Origin of the sequence: Streptomyces sp. NPDC058274, assembly GCF_042881375.1 — a bacterium.
GTDB lineage: Bacteria > Actinomycetota > Actinomycetes > Streptomycetales > Streptomycetaceae > Streptomyces.
Genome location: NZ_JBHVXW010000001.1, coordinates 111,300 through 126,372 on the forward strand (window position 1 = coordinate 111,300; position 15,073 = coordinate 126,372).

Here is a 15,073-nt window from a genome sequence, read left to right on the forward strand (position 1 = left end):
ATCACCACCGGCTAGCTCACGTAGTACGTGGGGTTCGGGAGCTTGTACGTCTTGTCGGCGTAGCCCCCTTCGAGGTCGGAATACTGGTCGCCGAAATTGGCGACGATCTCGTACCCGAGGGACTCGATGTGCTTGCGGGTACCGGACTTGTACTGCACGGTCGTGCAGGTCCAGGCGGCGGCCGTGGCGCAGGAGCTCAGATACGCCGGCGGGTTGGCCGCGTCCTTGAGGAACACGTGGTCGGTGTCGAGGTTGATGTCGGCGCCGACCTTCTTCAGGTTCTCGACGGCGGCCGAGCGCTGCGACTCCTTGAGACCGGAGTTGTAGAAGACCTCGACACCCTTGGACTCGGCGTACTCGACGAGTTCGGGGGTGCCGAAGACGGCCGGACGGTCCGCCTTGGCCACGTACTCGGCCCAAGTGGCCGAGTTGTACGTGTAGTTGGTCTTCTTCTCGTAGTCGAGGGAGAGCAGCAGCGTGTCGTCGATGTCGAAGACGACCGCCGGCTTCTCGTGCCGGTGCTCGGCCTGGGCGGCCGCGCGCTTGATGTACTTCTTGGCGTCGGCCTCGATGCGCGCCAGGTCCTTGGCGTACTGGCTGTCCTTGGACGCCTGGTACACGCCGGAGCTGTCGGCCTTCGTGCCGTAGTACGAGTCGATCTCCTGGACGAGGAGCCCGATGTTGTGGGGCTCCGCCGTCGTCTTCGCCGTCGTCTGGCCGGCGGTGGCCGCGCCGGTGCCGTACAGGGCTATGCCGGCGATGGCACAGGCGGTGCCGACGGCGGCCGCTCTGATGGACTTCCGCATGGATTCTCCGGATCTGGGGTGAGTTGGGTACCAAGTCGTTCCGTACCAGGCCAGGGAATGTCTACGCGCATCACGCATCCCCGCGCGAGAGGCTTTATCCGATCGATACGCGATCCAGGGACCGGCCAACCGCCCCCGCATTGCCCACCCATGAGCCCGGGATGACCTCCCCTTTAACCGCCTCACCTAGGGTCGTGACCCGTGTGTTCGAACGGGGAGGCCGGCCATGGCTGACGGCAATGACGACGGCAAGGTCCTGGACATCAAGACCGCCGACCTGAAGCGGTCGGCACCCGACTTCCACGAAGGTGCCAAGAACCTGAGCACGGCACTCACCACGCTCGTCACCACCCTGGACAACCTGGGCAAGCCCTGGGGCGACGACGAACAGGGCAAGCAGTTCGGCACGTCCTACTCGCCGCTCCAGAAGAAGATCGAGAGCGCGGCGGGCACGCTTGTGCTCGGCCTGACGAGCATTCATGAGGCGATGGTCGACATGACGGACGGGCACGTGGACAACGACCAGTTGATCGCCGGGATGTTCACCGAGGTGAAGGTCGACGGCAAGAGCGGCGACAAGCAGAGCGACGGTGCCGGTGAGCGTTGAGGACGAGGCCAAGAAGATCCTGCTGAAGCTGGGTCTGTGGTGGCCGGACGCCGACGCCGACAAACTGCGGGAAGCGGCGACAGCATGGCGGACCTTCGCCGGATCGGTCGATGACGTACGGGCTCCCGTGCACCGCACCGCCTCCTCCATCATTCACCACAACTCCGGTGAATCGATCGAGGCGTTCGAGAAATTCTGGAACCGCTACGCCAAGGGCAAGGACAGTGGCTGGCTGAGCGACCTCGCCGACTCGGCCCGCGAAATGGCCAAGGCGCTGGAGAAGTTCGCCGACGCGATCGACGACGCCGTTCACAAGCTCTGGACGCAGATAGCCATCGACGCCGCGGTGATCGCGGGCGGAGTGGCACTTGCCTTCTTCACGGCAGGCCTCGCCTCCGGCGCCGCCGTCGCGGCCGCCGACGTCATCATCGAACTCGGAGCCGGCCTGGGCGTCGCCGTCTCCACCACCGTCGCCGAGATAGCGGCCGGCACCCTCGTCGCCGCGGCCTTCGGCGGGGTCGAGTCGGTCACCGTCGACCTCGCGGTGGCCCAGCCTCTGAAGATGGTCACCGGCCTTCAGCAGGGCCTCAGCCTGGACGAGATCAACCAGGCGGCCAAGGACGGCATGATCTTCGGCGGCGCCCTCGGCGCAGGCAGCGGAGTGGTCAAGGCAGGCGTGGAAGGCGCCTTCAGCGACACGGTCCCGCTCATGCTGCGGCCGCCGTCGCTCCGCCCCGACCTGGTGGAAGTGGGCCCGGCGGCCCGCAATGCCGAGCGCACCCCGTGCGTGGGCGAGCCGATCGACGTGGCGACCGGCGCCATGCTGATGACGCAGACGGACCTGACCCTGCCGGCCTCCCTCCCGCTCCTCTTCCAGCGCACCCACCTGTCCTCGTACCGGGGCGGTGTCTGCTTCGGTCCCACCTGGATCTCGACGCTCGACGAGTGCGTGCAGATCGACGGCGAAGGCGTCGTGTTCGCCGCGGCGGACGGAATGCGACTGGTCTATCCGGTGCCGGAGCCGGACGTGGCCACTCTCCCCGTGAAGGGTGCGCGCTGGCCCCTGTACTGGGACGGCAAGCCCGACGGCGTCATGACGATCACCGACCCCGAGTCGGGTGTCGTACGCACTTTCAGCACACCCTTCTCCTCGGGCTCGTTCGGTGTCGTCCACCTCCCACTGGACTCCTGGAGCGACCGCAACGGCGTGCGAATCGACGTCGAACGCGACGACGAGGGCGTCCCGTTCGGGATCCGGCACTCGGGCGGCTACTACGTGGCCGTCGACACGCAAGGCCCGCGCATCACGGCCCTGCGCCTGCTCGACGAGGCTCCCTCCCGCTACGGCCCGCAGGGCCCGCTCGGAGAGGGCACGATCGTCATGCGCTACGCCTACGACACCTCCGGCAACCTCACCGAGGTCATCAACTCCTCTGACGAGCCACTGCGTTTCACGTACGACGGCCAGGGCCGGATGACCCGCTGGACGGACCGGAACGGGACGTGGTTCTCGTACGTCTACGACGAGCGCGGCCGGGTCGTACGCACCGAGGGCGTCGACGGCATCCTGTCGGGGACGCTGACGTACGACGACGCGGCGTCCACGACGACGTACACGGATTCACTCGGCCACGTCTCCAGCCACCGCTACAACTCCGAGGGCCTGGTCGTCGAGGAGACGGACCCGCTGGGACACACCACGAGCACCGAGTGGGACGAGTACGGGGCCAAACCCCTCGCCATCACCGATCCGCTGGACCGCACCACTCGTTACGCCTATGACGACGCCGGGAACCTGACGGAAGTCACTTTGCCGGACGGGTCGGTGGCGCGGGCGACGTACAACGGACTCGGGCTGCCGACCGAGGTGGCCGAGCCGGGGGGCGCCGTCTGGCGGCACTCCTATGACGAGCGCGGCAATCTGCTCACGACAGTCGACCCGACCGGCGCCGAAACCCGGTACGCCTATGACGAGTTGGGCCGTCCGACGTCTGTCACGGACGCGCTCGGCCACATCCGCACGACGGCGTTCGATGCGGCCGGGCTGCCCGTCGCCCTGACCGACGAACTGGGGCACACGACATCGGTACGCCGAGATGCATTCGGCCGCGTCGTAAAGGCCACCGACCCACTGGGCCACACGACCAGGATGGGCTGGACGACCGAGGGCAAGCCCGCCTGGCGCGAGCAGGCCGACGGCACGCGCGAGTCCTGGACCTGGGACGCCGAGGGCAACCTCCTCGCCCACACCGACCCGGCGGGCAACACCACGCACCACACCGCCGCCCCCTTCGATGTCACCGCCACCCGCACCGACCCGGACGGCTCGACCTACGCCTTCGCCTACGACACCGAGCTGCGCCTGACAGGCGTCACCAACCCACTGGGCCTGACCTGGTCGTATGACTATGACGAGGCCGGGCGGCTGGTCGCGGAGACGGACTTCAACGGCCGCACTCTGTCGTATACGCATGACGCGGCCGGGGGGTTGGTATCCCGGACCAACGGCGCGGGCGAGACGCTGCACTTCACGCGGGACACGCTGGGGCGGGTTGTGGAGCAGCGGAGTGACGCGGAAGAGGTGACCACCTACGCATACGACGCCGGCGGACGCCTGGCACGTGCCGTCTGTGCGCAAGCCGACCTGGTCCTCGAGCGGGACGTGCTGGGACGTATCCTCGCGGAGAGTCTCAACGGGCGCACCACCACCTACACGTACGACTCGCTCGGCCAGTGCACGCGGCGGACGACGCCCTCCGGGCTGACCTCACGTACGACGTACGACGCGCGGGGTCGAGCGACCGAACTCCGTTCCGACGCGGGATCGTTGGCCTTCTCCTACGACGCGGTGGGGCGCGAGATCCGGCGCCGTGTGAGTGACGGGGTCACCCTCGCCCAGAGCTGGGACGCGACCGACCGCCTCATCGTGCAGTCCCTGACCTCGACGTCCGCCGGAGCGGAAGGCGACCGCCTCCTCCAGCACCGCAGCTATGCCCATCGCGCCGACGGCTACGTCACCGAGATCCGCGAACTCACCTCGGGCACCCGGCGCTTCGACCTGGACGGCACGGGCCGCGTCACCGGCGTACGTGCCCACGGCTGGACCGAAACCTACGCCTACGACGCGTCGGGCAACCTCACGAACGCCTCCGCTCCGGCCCTTCGGACACCCGGTGATCGCGAGTTCGAGGGGACGCTCCTGCGCCGGGCCGGCCATACAACGTACGAGCACGACGCCGAGGGGCGCCTCGTCCGCCGGGCTCGCAAACTCCTCAACGGGAAGCGGCAGACGTGGACGTATGCCTGGAACGCCGATGACCGGCTGACGGAGGTTGTCACGCCGGACGGCCACCGCTGGCAATACACGTACGACCCCCTCGGCCGCCGCATGTCCAAGTACCGGCTGGCCGAGGACGGTTCGGCCGCTGACCGGACCGACTTCACCTGGGACGACACCCGCCTGGCCGAACAGGCCGGACCGGACGGCCGGGTCACCACCTGGGAGTACGCTCCCGGCAGCCACCGCCCCCTCACACAGACGGACCACAGGCCAGCGGTCCGCGCTGCGCGTACCTCCTTCCTCGCCCAACTGGCCGCGGAAACGGCCACGGAGTCCGATTCCCGCTTCCACGCGATCATCACCGATGCCGTGGGTACACCAGCCGAACTGGTTGACGCTGACGGGGATGTGGCCTGGCAGCGCCGGACCAGCCTCTGGGGCAACGACACCCCGGGCCCCGCGCACGACACGGAGTCCGTGTCCTGCCCACTCCGTTTTCCAGGCCAGTACGCCGACCACGAAACCGGGCTGCATTACAACTACTTCCGCTACTACGACCCGGAGACGGGCCGGTACCTGACCTCCGATCCCCTCGGCTTGGAGCCGGCACCCAATCCCGACTCGTATGTTGGCAACCCCCTGTCCTGGACGGACCCGCTGGGGCTCGCGCCCTGTGCCAAGGCGCAGTGGGAGCAGAAGGCCGACTTCAGCAGCCAGAAAGTGATGAGTAAGAAGTACGACAGCCACGCGGGTGACTTCGGCGTCACCGGAAACCGGAACAAACAGACGATGGGGCAGTTCCAGCAGAACATGCGAAACCACATACTCGCGCCTGACACCAAGGTCTACCGGTTCGACTACCGAGGTCAGGGGCCGGCTGTCGGGTTCATCGATCCTGCGACGAAGAAGATGGTCATGCTTCACAGCGACGGTAAGTTCTGGTCGGCCTGGAAACTGGGCGACAAACAGTTCCAGAGCATCATCGACAAGGGCTTCCTGACGTAAGGGTGCAATGGTGAGCAAGAAGAACCGTGATGTGACCGACGCGGTCCTGTCCCACTCCGGCGATTTCAGGAGTGACTGGCTGAGGTCGACCGGCGCGACGCACATGGCCCCCCTCCCCTCCCATACGGGGCTTAGTCGCACCATCGCCCAGCGTGCGGTAGCAGGCGCCCGGGAGTCCGGTGCGGAGGGTGTCCTCGTGGTCCCGATCGACCCGGGGCTCGGCGATACGACCGCTTCCGAGTCCCCCCTCAGTACGGAGGCGCTTCTCGATCTCGGCAGCCGGCAGGAGGACCGTTCCGGACTGCTGTTGGTCGCCGACAACTTTCGCGGGGCGTTGCTTCTCCGGCCCGGATACGCGCTGGTGGCAGGGACGCAGGAGTTTGTCAGGGGCGCCGTACCCGAAGGGACGGACCAGGCGAAAACAGAATTCCAGAGGTATGCGCGCAAAGCACGGTCCGGGGCAGGGACTACGGTCCTCACCGCCGTGGCCGGCGAGTTCCGTCCCCTCACCAAGACGTGGAAGACCCCGCGGGATGTTCCCGCCACCAGCCATCACGGTCACCAACTGGAGCTCATGCGACAACTGGCTGCCGGCGCGGTCGAAGGTCCCTCGTTCGCCAGACAGTGGCTGGACGAGCGACGGCGCGCGATGAACGCAGGTGAGCGGCTGGGAGACGCGCTCACCACGGCGCTGGACGAGGTCTTCTACGCACTGGAGGACTACAGCATCGACCCCTCGCTCCGGGACGAGGACGACCTGACGGACGAGGAGCTGCGGGATCAGGTGGCCCATGTCATGACGCGGCTGGACGACGCGGAACGGCGACCATGACGCCCACGAGGGACTACTGGTCGAGAACTTCGAAAGCGTCGACTGGTTCCGGACAACGGAAGCTGCGTCATCACCTTCTTCCCGATGGGAAGGAGCAGCGCCCCGTGATCACTGTGCAATTCGCCGTCCACCCCGGCCAAGGCGCCCCCAGCGGCTTCGACCTGGGAGACATATTCGTCACCGGGGATCTCGACACGGCCGATTCCTCCGGCCATGCTCCTGACCAAGGCATGATGATCTACCTCTCGGTGACGCAGCTGCTGGACGGTCTCGTGCATTTCTCCGCGGCAATGCCGAATCGCTCGCCTTCACTGGTGTCGACACCTCCTTCAACCTCGTCTTTCGACGCACCAAGGACGGAGTCATCGCCCGCACGGCACCTCAAGAACTCGCATCAGCGGTTCTGAGCGCGGCCGAATCCCTGCCCCACAGGCTCCCCTCCGAAGACCCGGCCGCATCCGACTACGAGGCCCTCCTTGGGGCTCGACATCCCGGAGAACCGCGAATCCGAGGCCGGGGCCCTCACTCTCGCGAAGGAGATCGCGACCTCGTGGCGCCGCAGCCTCAGCGAATCGTTCCCGGACCGTGCCTTCCGCGCCGCGGCACATGAGTCGGAGGACGGCCCCGTCGTGAGTTTCGTGACAGTCCGATGATCAGCAGAGCAGAACTAAGCTTGGCGGGTGCCCACCCCGTCGCCATCTCGGATGTCCCGCTGGATGCTATTCCGCGCTACTCCCTGGCGGGCCTATTCGTCACCGTCTCTCCCCACACAGACCGACAGACCCATGAGGAACTCCTGGCCGAAACCTTCGGAAGTGTCGACTGGTTATGGTCCGGTGACGACGAATTCCGGTTCGGAACTGACGACCAGGAATTGAAGGGATTCACACTGGCCGTGCCCGAGGTCGGCTCTCCGGAATCCTGGGATCCCTCGTCCTGGCTCACTACGGAGCCGATCCGAGGGAGTCTGCGTTCTCTGACGTCCGGCACCTTCGACGCCAAGCCCACCGACATGCGATGGGTGAGCGGAACCGGTGAGCAACTCATCTGCGCATCGAGTGATGCATCCCCCGAGCCACGCGATCTTCTGCGCCTTCGAGTGGCGCCCGACATGGACTTCGTGTTCACCGGCGGAACTTATGCGGGCTGGATTCTGAACCACCCCGCCGCCTATCTGGTACATGAGTGGGAGCCCGCACCCCCGTATGAGGAACCGGTAAATCTGCAGCATGCCCTGCGTGCCTATCTGAGTATGTTCGTCGAACCCAAGATCGGCATGATGCAAGACGGTGACGCGGGCCTCCTCAGCGAGTTGGACTCCCTCCTGGCTCAGCTCGAGACCCTCCCCAGTGACCCACGCGTCACCGTCATCAAGAACCAACTGACCGACTTCCGCCAGGACTGGTACGGCGTCGGAGACGGCGGAAGCGGAACCGGAGAAAGCACCTGATGCAGAAAATGGTGGTCGCCGGGCTCATCCTGCTCACCGCGACTTACGTCCTGTGGCATCTGGGCTGAAACCCCGTGGGCGGTGCAGTGTGCCCTCGTCTCTGGGGAGTTCGGGGAGCCGGAGGTCGTGCGGGGGGCGCCCTCAGCCCGCGTAAGGGTCCGGCACCCCGCCCGGTCGGGACAGGAACGCGAAGTCGCAGCCCGTGTCCGCCTGGGTGATCTGCTCGCTGTAGAGCGCCCCGTATCCGCGCTCGTACCGGGCGGGCGGGGGTGTCCACTCCCCTCTGCGGCGCGCCAACTCGGCGTCGTCCACGTTGAGTTGGAGCGAGCGTGCCTCGACGTCGAGGGTGATGGTGTCGCCGGTGCGCACCAGGGCGAGGGGGCCGCCGACGTACGACTCCGGCGCCACGTGCAGCACGCAGGTGCCGTAACTCGTGCCGCTCATCCGGGAGTCGGAGATCCGCACCATGTCCCGTACGCCCTGCTTGAGGAGATGATCGGGCAGGGGCAGCATCCCGTATTCGGGCATACCCGGCCCGCCCTTGGGGCCGGCGTTGCGCAGCACCAGCACGGTGTCGGCGGTGATGCCCAGGCCGGGGTCGTTGATGGTCCGTTGCAGGGTGCGGTAGTCGTCGAAGACGACCGCGGGACCGGTGTGCTTGAGCAGCCGCGGGTCGGCGGCGATGTGCTTGATGACCGCGCCGTCGGGGCAGAGGTTGCCCCGCAGGACGGCGACGCCGCCCTCGTCCGCGACCGGGTTCCCGCGGGGGCGGATGACGTCGTCGTCGTGCACCCGGGCGGTCGCCAGTTGCTCGCGCATGCTGTCGTACGAGGCCGTCGGCCGGTCCAGATGCAGCAGTTCGGGGATCCGCGACAGGAACCCGGGCAGCCCGCCGGCGAAGTGGAAGTCCTCCATCAGGTAGGTGCCGCCGCCGGGCCGGACGTTGGCGAGCACCGGCACGGTCCGCGCGATCCGGTCGAAGTCGTCGAGCGTGAGGGTGACGCCGGCGCGGCCGGCCATGGCGATCAGATGGATCACGGCATTGGTCGAGCCGCCCAGGCCGAGGACGGTCGTGACGGCGTCCTCGAAGGCCTCCGCGGTGAGGATGTCGGACAACTTCCGGTCCCTGCGGACGAGTTCGACGATCCGCAGGCCGGAGGCCGCGGCCATCCGGTCGTGTCCGGAGTCGACGGCGGGGATGCTGGACGCACCGGGCACGGTGACGCCGAGCGCCTCGGCGGCGGCGGTGAGCGTGGACGCCGTACCCATGGTCATACAGTGTCCGGGCGACCGGGCGAGCCCGCTCTCCAGCTCGGACATCTCGCAGTCCCCGATGAGGCCGGCCCGCTTGTCGTCCCAGTACTTCCACATGTCGGTGCCGGAGCCGAGGACCTCGTTGCGCCAGTGGCCCGGCAGCATGGGGCCGGCGGGCACGAAGACGGCCGGCAGGTCGACGGAGGCCGCCCCCATCAGCAGGGCGGGCGTGGACTTGTCGCAGCCGCCCAGCAGCACCGCGCCGTCCACGGGGTACGAGCGCAGCAGCTCCTCGGTCTCCATCGCGAGCAGGTTGCGGTAGAGCATCGGGGTCGGCTTCTGGAAGGTCTCGCTCAGCGTGGAGACCGGGAACTCGAGCGGGAAGCCCCCCGCCTGCCAGACGCCCCGCTTCACGGCCTGCGCGCGCTCCCGCAGGTGCACATGGCAGGGGTTGATGTCGCTCCAGGTGTTGAGGATCGCGATGACGGGCTTGCCGAGGTGCTCCTCGGGCAGATAGCCCAGTTGCCGTGTCCGGGCCCGGTGGCTGAAGGAGCGGAGTCCGTCGGTGCCGTACCACTGGTGGCTTCTGAGGTCCTCCGGGCGCTTCATGTCGGCCACCTCGCCACGATGGCGGCGACATCCGCCCGTGCGGCCTCGGGCAGCGGACTGCTGGGCGGCCGTACGTCACGACGGCACAGCCCGAGGGAGGCGAGGGCCTCCTTGACCACGGTCACGTTGTTCGCGGAACCGTCGGCCGCGCGGAGTTCCTCGAAGCGGCGGATCCGCTCCCAGACCTTCATGGCGGCCGGATAGTCACCGGTTCGCAGCGCCTCGATCATGTGCAGCGAGACGGACGGCGCCACGTTCACCAGCCCCGAGGTGAAACCGGTGGCGCCCGCGGAGAAGTACGAGGGAGCGTACGACTCCGCGAGTCCGGCGACCCACACGAACCGTTCGAGCCCCGCGTCCCGGGCGAAGGCGGCGAACCGCGCGGCGTCCGGCACGGCGTACTTCACGCCGATGACGTTCGGACAGGCGTCGGCCAGCTCCGCGAGCCGAGCGCCCGGGAGCAGCGGATTGCGGACGTAGGGGACGACCCCGAGCTCGGGCACGGACGCCGCGATCTCGCGGTGGTAGTCGACCCAACCGCCGTCCGACACATACGGATGCACGGGCTGATGGACCATCACCATCCGCGCCCCGTGCTGCCGGGCGTGCCGCGCCGCGGCCACGGCGGTCGGCACGTCGTGTCCGACGCCGACCATGACGACCGCCCGGTCGCCCGCCTCTTGCAGCGTCAACTCCGTTACCAGTAGGCGCTCTTCGGGGGTCAGGGTGTAGAACTCGCCGGTGTTGCCGTTCGGCGTGAGGGTGCGGACGCCGGCGTCGAGCAGCCGGCGCAGCAGGACCCGGTGGGCGGCGCGGTCGACCGTGCCGTCCCCGGCGAACGGCGTCACGGGGATCGCGACGACCTCCGCGAGCGCCGCCCGCTGGGTGTCGTGGGTCGCGATCATCGCCGCCCCTCCGCTCGCCGGCCCGCAGGGAAGCCACGCCCCTCCCGGCTCTCGGGGAAGCCCTGCTCCTCCCGACTCTCGGGGAAGCCCTGCCCCTCCCGACTTTCGGGGGAGCCCTGCCCCTCCCGGCTTTCGGGGAAAGCCCGCGCCTCGCGATCCTCGGGGAAAGCCCGTCCCGCCAGGCCCTCGGAGAATCTCCGCTCCTCCCCGCCCTCGGGGAAAGCCCGCTCCACGAACGAGGCGATGTGCGCGTGCAGCGCCGCAGCCGCCCCGTCGGCGTCCCCGTCCAGGGCGAGTCGCAGAATCTCCCGGTGCTCGCCCGCCTCGCGCTCCCAGGACGGGTCGGCGGCCCAGGCGACCGCCGACACCAGGGCGGCCTGGTCGCGGACCTCGTCGAGCATCCGGCCGAGCAGCGGGTTGCCGCAGGACACATACAGGGCGCGGTGGAACTCGCGGTTGGCGAGGGAGCGTTCGGCGTTGTCGGCCGCACGGTCGGAGCGGCCGAGCGCGTCGCGCGCCGCGTCCAGACCGGCCCCCCGGCGCACCGCCCGCCGCAGCGCCTCGGGTTCGAGCAGCAGCCGCACGTCGTACACCTCGCGCGCCATGTCCGCGTCCACCATGCGCACACTGACGCCCTTGTACTGGTTCATCACGACGAGCCCCGTACCGGCCAGGGTCTTCAGCGCCTCCCGGACGGGTGTCTTGGACACCCCGAACTGTGCGGCGAGTTCGGTCTCGATGAGGGCCTGACCCGGCGTCAACTGCCCGGTGAGAATGCGGTGTTTGATCGCTTCCAGCACGAACTGCGTACGGGATGGGATCGGGGTGGGCGCGGAGGTCATGCAGGCCTCTCGGATCTCATATATCGCGTCTCATATATGACGTACGAAGTACGACGCGATGAACCTAGGAGCGCACCCGCGGTTCGTCAACGCTTCTGACAAAAGAGGCCGGCAACTCACCGGCCCAGCCGCCCGCCCCGCCGACCACCCCGTCCCCCTACACCTTCCAGCCCGGGTCACGTCCGCTGAGGCCGATCGCGCGGTCCAGCAGGGGCGCGTCCTGTGGCACGGGGACGACCGGTCCGAAGATGCCGTTGCCACGGTCGGATTCCTCGGCGGCGGCCGCGAGGAACCCGTACGCCGCCTGGAGGGCGGCCGGATCGGGCTCGTACTCCTGACCGGTGGCCCGGGCCAGGTCCCAGCCGTGCACGACCAGTTCGTCGGCCGCGACGGCGGCGGCGACCGCGCCCGGCAGGGACACCCCGCCGGCCCGGGTCATCCCGGTGTAGGCCGCCGGATCGCGCCAGGCCTCGGCGAGTTCGTCCAGCGCCTTCGGCAGGGATTCGCGCCAGCCGGAACCGATGTCCGGCACCGCGGAGTCCGGGCTGGTGTCCGTGGTGGCCCCCAGGTCCTTGCGCCCGGCGTCCCGGAAGGCGGTGGCCAGGCCGATCAGATGCCCCAGCAGGTTGCGCACCGCGAGGTCGGGACAAGGGGTCGCGTGTCCGAGCTGCGTCTCGGTCACCCCCGCCGCGAGACGCGCCACCACCAGGCTCTGCGGGCCGAGGTCGAGAGTCGTGTCAGTCATCCGCTGCTCCCAGGAGTCCAGAGTGTCCAGAATTCTTCGCCACCCAGGTAGACCGGGACCGCGTTCGGAACTCATCGCCCGCCCGGCCGGCTCTTTCGCGGCCGTCGCGGCGAGGGCCGCCGGGAGTGCCCGTCGGCCTCACGGCCCGTGGCCGGGACCGCGCTGCCGGCGCCGACTTCTAGGGCACCTGCCCGATCCCCTGGTCTGCGCCTTAGACCCACGATGACCAGCCATGACGACATGGACGGTGACGCGGGTCCTGCGGGACGGCAACGCGGGGTGGTACCTGGGCGCGGTGGTGGTGTCCGGCTTCGGTACGTCGGCGATGTGGCTGGTGTCCGGGATCTGGGTCAAGGAGCTGACCGGCTCGAACGGTCTGGCCGCGCTCTGCGTCTTCGCGCTCTGGGCGCCGACGCTGGTCGGCCCGCTGCTCGGCACCTTCGCGGACCGGGTCCGCCGCAGACCGCTGCTGGTGTGGACGAACCTGGGGCTGGCCGCCCTGCTGCTGCCGCTGTTCGCCGTCGACTCGCCGGACACCCTGTGGATCCTCTTCGCCGTGCTCCTCGTGTACGGAGCCGCGGGCGTCGTCCACGACGCGGCGGAGTCGGCCCTGGTGGCCTCGGCGGTCGACCCACGGCTGCTCGGCGATTTCAATGGCCTGCGCATGACGGCCAACGAGGGCATGAAACTGGTCGCCCCGCTGGCCGGCGCGGGCCTGTACGCGGCGTACGGGGCCTCGCGCGTCGCCCTGCTGGACGCGGTCACGTTCGTCCTGGCCGGGAGCATGTACGCCCTGCTGCGGGTGCGTGAGACGGAACCCCGCCCGGACCCGGCGGGCCCGCCCCGTGAGACGCCACCCCGCCCGGCCCCCGCGGCCCTGCGCGCGCGGATGGCCGAGGGCACCCGCCGGCTGTGGCGGCACGAGACACTGCGGCCACTGGTCGTCGCGGGCGGTACGACCATGTTCTTCGCGAGCGTCAACGGCGCGGCGATCTACGCGGTGGTGGACGGCCTCGGCCACGCACCCACGTACGTGGGGCTCCTCTACGCGGTCCAGGGAGCCGGTTCGGTGGCCGTCGGCCTGGCCGCGGGACCTCTGCTGCGGCGCCTCGGCGAACGCCGCTTCGCGGCCTACGGGATCGCGCTCACCGCGGTGGCGGTGATCCTGCGCGCGATCCCGTCCGATCCCGTGGCCCTCGTCAGCAGCGCGGCGGGCGGCGTGGGTCTCCCCTGCGTGCTGATCGCCGCCCTGACCGCGGTCCAGCGGGAGACCCCGGACGCCGTGCTGGGCCGGGTCACGGCGACGGCGAACACGCTGATGTTCGCCCCGAACGCCGTGGGACTCGCCCTGGGCGCAGGACTGGTCGAACTGGTCCCGTACCAGGCGCTGGTGGTGGTACTCGGCCTGGCACTACTGGTGACGGCCGGACCGCTGCTGAGGTCTCACCCGAGCCGGGCGAGCGCCTCCGCCACCAGCGACAGGTCCTCGTCCGACGCCAACCCCGCGTGATACAGGCGCAGTTCGGTGGCGCCGAGCCCGGCCGCCCGCGCGGCGTCCGCGCCGAGTGTCGCGGGGCTGCCGCCCATCCCGCTCACCACGGTGAAGTTGGCCGCCAGCACACTGCCCTCGACGCGCCGCTCGGCGAAGGGAGTGAGCAGCCCCGTTCCCCCGGCGCACGGCACGACCACGCCGTCGGCGACCGACAGGATGTGCTCGGGGTCCACGCCCGCGTTGGCGCCGCAGTGGTACGACGCCGGGTCCGCGTGCAGCAGGATCCGGAACCCCTCCGGGGCCGCCGCACGCACCGCGGCGACGGCGTCCGACTGGAGCGAGCGCGCGACGGAGTCCCGCCACGCGCGCGTGGCCGTCGCCGGCTCGCTCCCGAGGAGTTTCTCCACCGCCTCCCAGCCTCCGGCCGGGGCCTCGCCCCGCCACACGGGCTCCAGAGCGCGCCGCACGGCCGACCCCAACTCGTCGGGGTCCAGTCCCAGTTGTGCATACCCGTCGCGGCACGCGGGGCAGAAGCAGAGCGACATCAGGTACTGCCCGGCGTCCCCGAGTCCCACCCCGGCGGTCTTGTCGTGGGCGTGCAGATGGGCGAGCCCGTACCAGCCGAGAGACTCCAGCTCCGTTCCCCCGGCGCCCGGCCGGACCGCTGATTCGACGGCCAGATCGACGAGGTACGCGCGCGTGTCGGGCTGGGCGATGCAGGGGGCCCAGGGATAGCGGTCCCCGTAGGCGTTGACGACGGAGGTGTCCGGAAACTCCTCCCCCATCCGGGAGTTGTGGGCGAGGACGACCCAGGTGTGCACGTCGAGGCCGGCCTCCGCGAGGGCGGTGGCGGCCTCGCCGTAGGCGTCCCCGGGCGCCCAGTCACCGGCGGCGTACGGCCTGAGCCGGCGCCCGGCCCAGCGTTCGGCATCGACCGGGTGCAGCACGGCGGCGTGCGAGGCGGTGACGATCCGGTGGCGGGGATGCCGCGGGGTCAGGGCGCGGGTGGAGTGGTAGGCGGAGGCCAGCGTGGCCTGCCGCACGCCGAGCGCGGCGATCCGGGCCGGGGCCGCGGGGTCGCCGTTGACGTCCCACGGGTAGACGAAGGCGGATGCCGCCATCCCCTCTGCGGCCGACCCGGGCGCCCCGGCCGACCCGGATACCCCGGAAGGCTCGGATACCCCGGAAGGCCCGGACGCCCCGGACGACCCGGATACCCCGGAAGGCCCGGACGCCCCTGCGGCCG

11 protein-coding genes and 1 pseudogene are annotated in these 15,073 nt (G+C 69.6%); 6 read left to right on the forward strand and 6 right to left on the reverse strand.

Annotated features, from left to right (window positions below):
- Positions 1-11: 11 nt before the first annotated feature.
- A complete protein-coding gene (locus tag ACFVYF_RS00530) occupies positions 12-806 on the reverse strand; it encodes an HAD family acid phosphatase (RefSeq protein ID WP_389448572.1) in 795 nt (264 codons plus the stop codon).
- Between the two features lie 226 nt (positions 807-1,032).
- On the opposite strand from ACFVYF_RS00530, the gene ACFVYF_RS00535 reads away from it, so the two are divergent.
- The 5 genes from ACFVYF_RS00535 to ACFVYF_RS00555 all read left to right on the forward strand — a co-directional run bounded on the left by ACFVYF_RS00535 (position 1,033) and on the right by ACFVYF_RS00555 (position 7,980).
- A complete protein-coding gene (locus tag ACFVYF_RS00535; protein ID WP_389448575.1) occupies positions 1,033-1,413 on the forward strand; it encodes a hypothetical protein in 381 nt (126 codons plus the stop codon).
- Positions 1,397-5,698, forward strand: a complete 4,302-nt coding sequence (locus ACFVYF_RS00540; protein ID WP_389448577.1) for an RHS repeat-associated core domain-containing protein — start codon at positions 1,397-1,399, stop codon at positions 5,696-5,698. Before ACFVYF_RS00535 ends, ACFVYF_RS00540 begins: the two co-directional genes overlap by 17 nt.
- A 10-nt stretch (positions 5,699-5,708) precedes the next feature.
- Entirely contained in the window at positions 5,709-6,530 is an 822-nt protein-coding gene (locus tag ACFVYF_RS00545) for a colicin immunity domain-containing protein (RefSeq protein WP_389448580.1), read from the forward strand.
- Between the two features lie 104 nt (positions 6,531-6,634).
- Positions 6,635-6,937 carry a hypothetical protein gene (locus ACFVYF_RS00550; RefSeq protein WP_389448582.1) on the forward strand — a complete coding sequence of 101 codons (303 nt, stop codon included), beginning with the start codon at positions 6,635-6,637 and terminating at the stop codon, positions 6,935-6,937.
- 242 nt (positions 6,938-7,179) lie between these two features.
- Positions 7,180-7,980, forward strand: coding sequence for a hypothetical protein (locus ACFVYF_RS00555; protein ID WP_389448585.1), 801 nt, complete (start codon positions 7,180-7,182; stop codon positions 7,978-7,980).
- A 141-nt stretch (positions 7,981-8,121) separates the two neighbouring features.
- Here the strand turns inward: ACFVYF_RS00555 and araD are convergent, their stop codons facing one another.
- From araD to ACFVYF_RS00575, 4 genes and pseudogenes are all read right to left on the reverse strand, one after another.
- Complete coding sequence (gene araD, locus ACFVYF_RS00560) at positions 8,122-9,843, reverse strand: L-arabinonate dehydratase (protein ID WP_389448587.1); 1,722 nt, start codon at positions 9,841-9,843, stop codon at positions 8,122-8,124.
- Positions 9,840-10,748, reverse strand: coding sequence for a dihydrodipicolinate synthase family protein (locus ACFVYF_RS00565; protein WP_389448590.1), 909 nt, complete (start codon positions 10,746-10,748; stop codon positions 9,840-9,842). Before ACFVYF_RS00565 ends, araD begins: the two co-directional genes overlap by 4 nt.
- A 188-nt stretch (positions 10,749-10,936) precedes the next feature.
- A pseudogene (locus tag ACFVYF_RS00570) lies at positions 10,937-11,590 on the reverse strand (GntR family transcriptional regulator); the annotation flags it as partial.
- Positions 11,591-11,747: 157 nt separating this feature from the next.
- Entirely contained in the window at positions 11,748-12,335 is a 588-nt protein-coding gene (locus tag ACFVYF_RS00575) for a TIGR03086 family metal-binding protein (protein WP_389448593.1), read from the reverse strand.
- Positions 12,336-12,567: 232 nt separating this feature from the next.
- Between ACFVYF_RS00575 and ACFVYF_RS00580 the strand changes: the two genes are divergently transcribed.
- Positions 12,568-13,845 carry an MFS transporter gene (locus ACFVYF_RS00580; RefSeq protein WP_389448596.1) on the forward strand — a complete coding sequence of 426 codons (1,278 nt, stop codon included), beginning with the start codon at positions 12,568-12,570 and terminating at the stop codon, positions 13,843-13,845.
- Here ACFVYF_RS00580 and ACFVYF_RS00585 read toward each other — a convergent pair.
- On the reverse strand, positions 13,779-14,948 hold the full coding sequence (locus ACFVYF_RS00585) for a hypothetical protein (RefSeq protein ID WP_389448599.1): 1,170 nt from the start codon (positions 14,946-14,948) through the stop codon (positions 13,779-13,781). The two genes, ACFVYF_RS00580 and ACFVYF_RS00585, sit on opposite strands and share 67 nt — an antisense overlap.
- Positions 14,949-15,073: the final 125 nt, after the last annotated feature.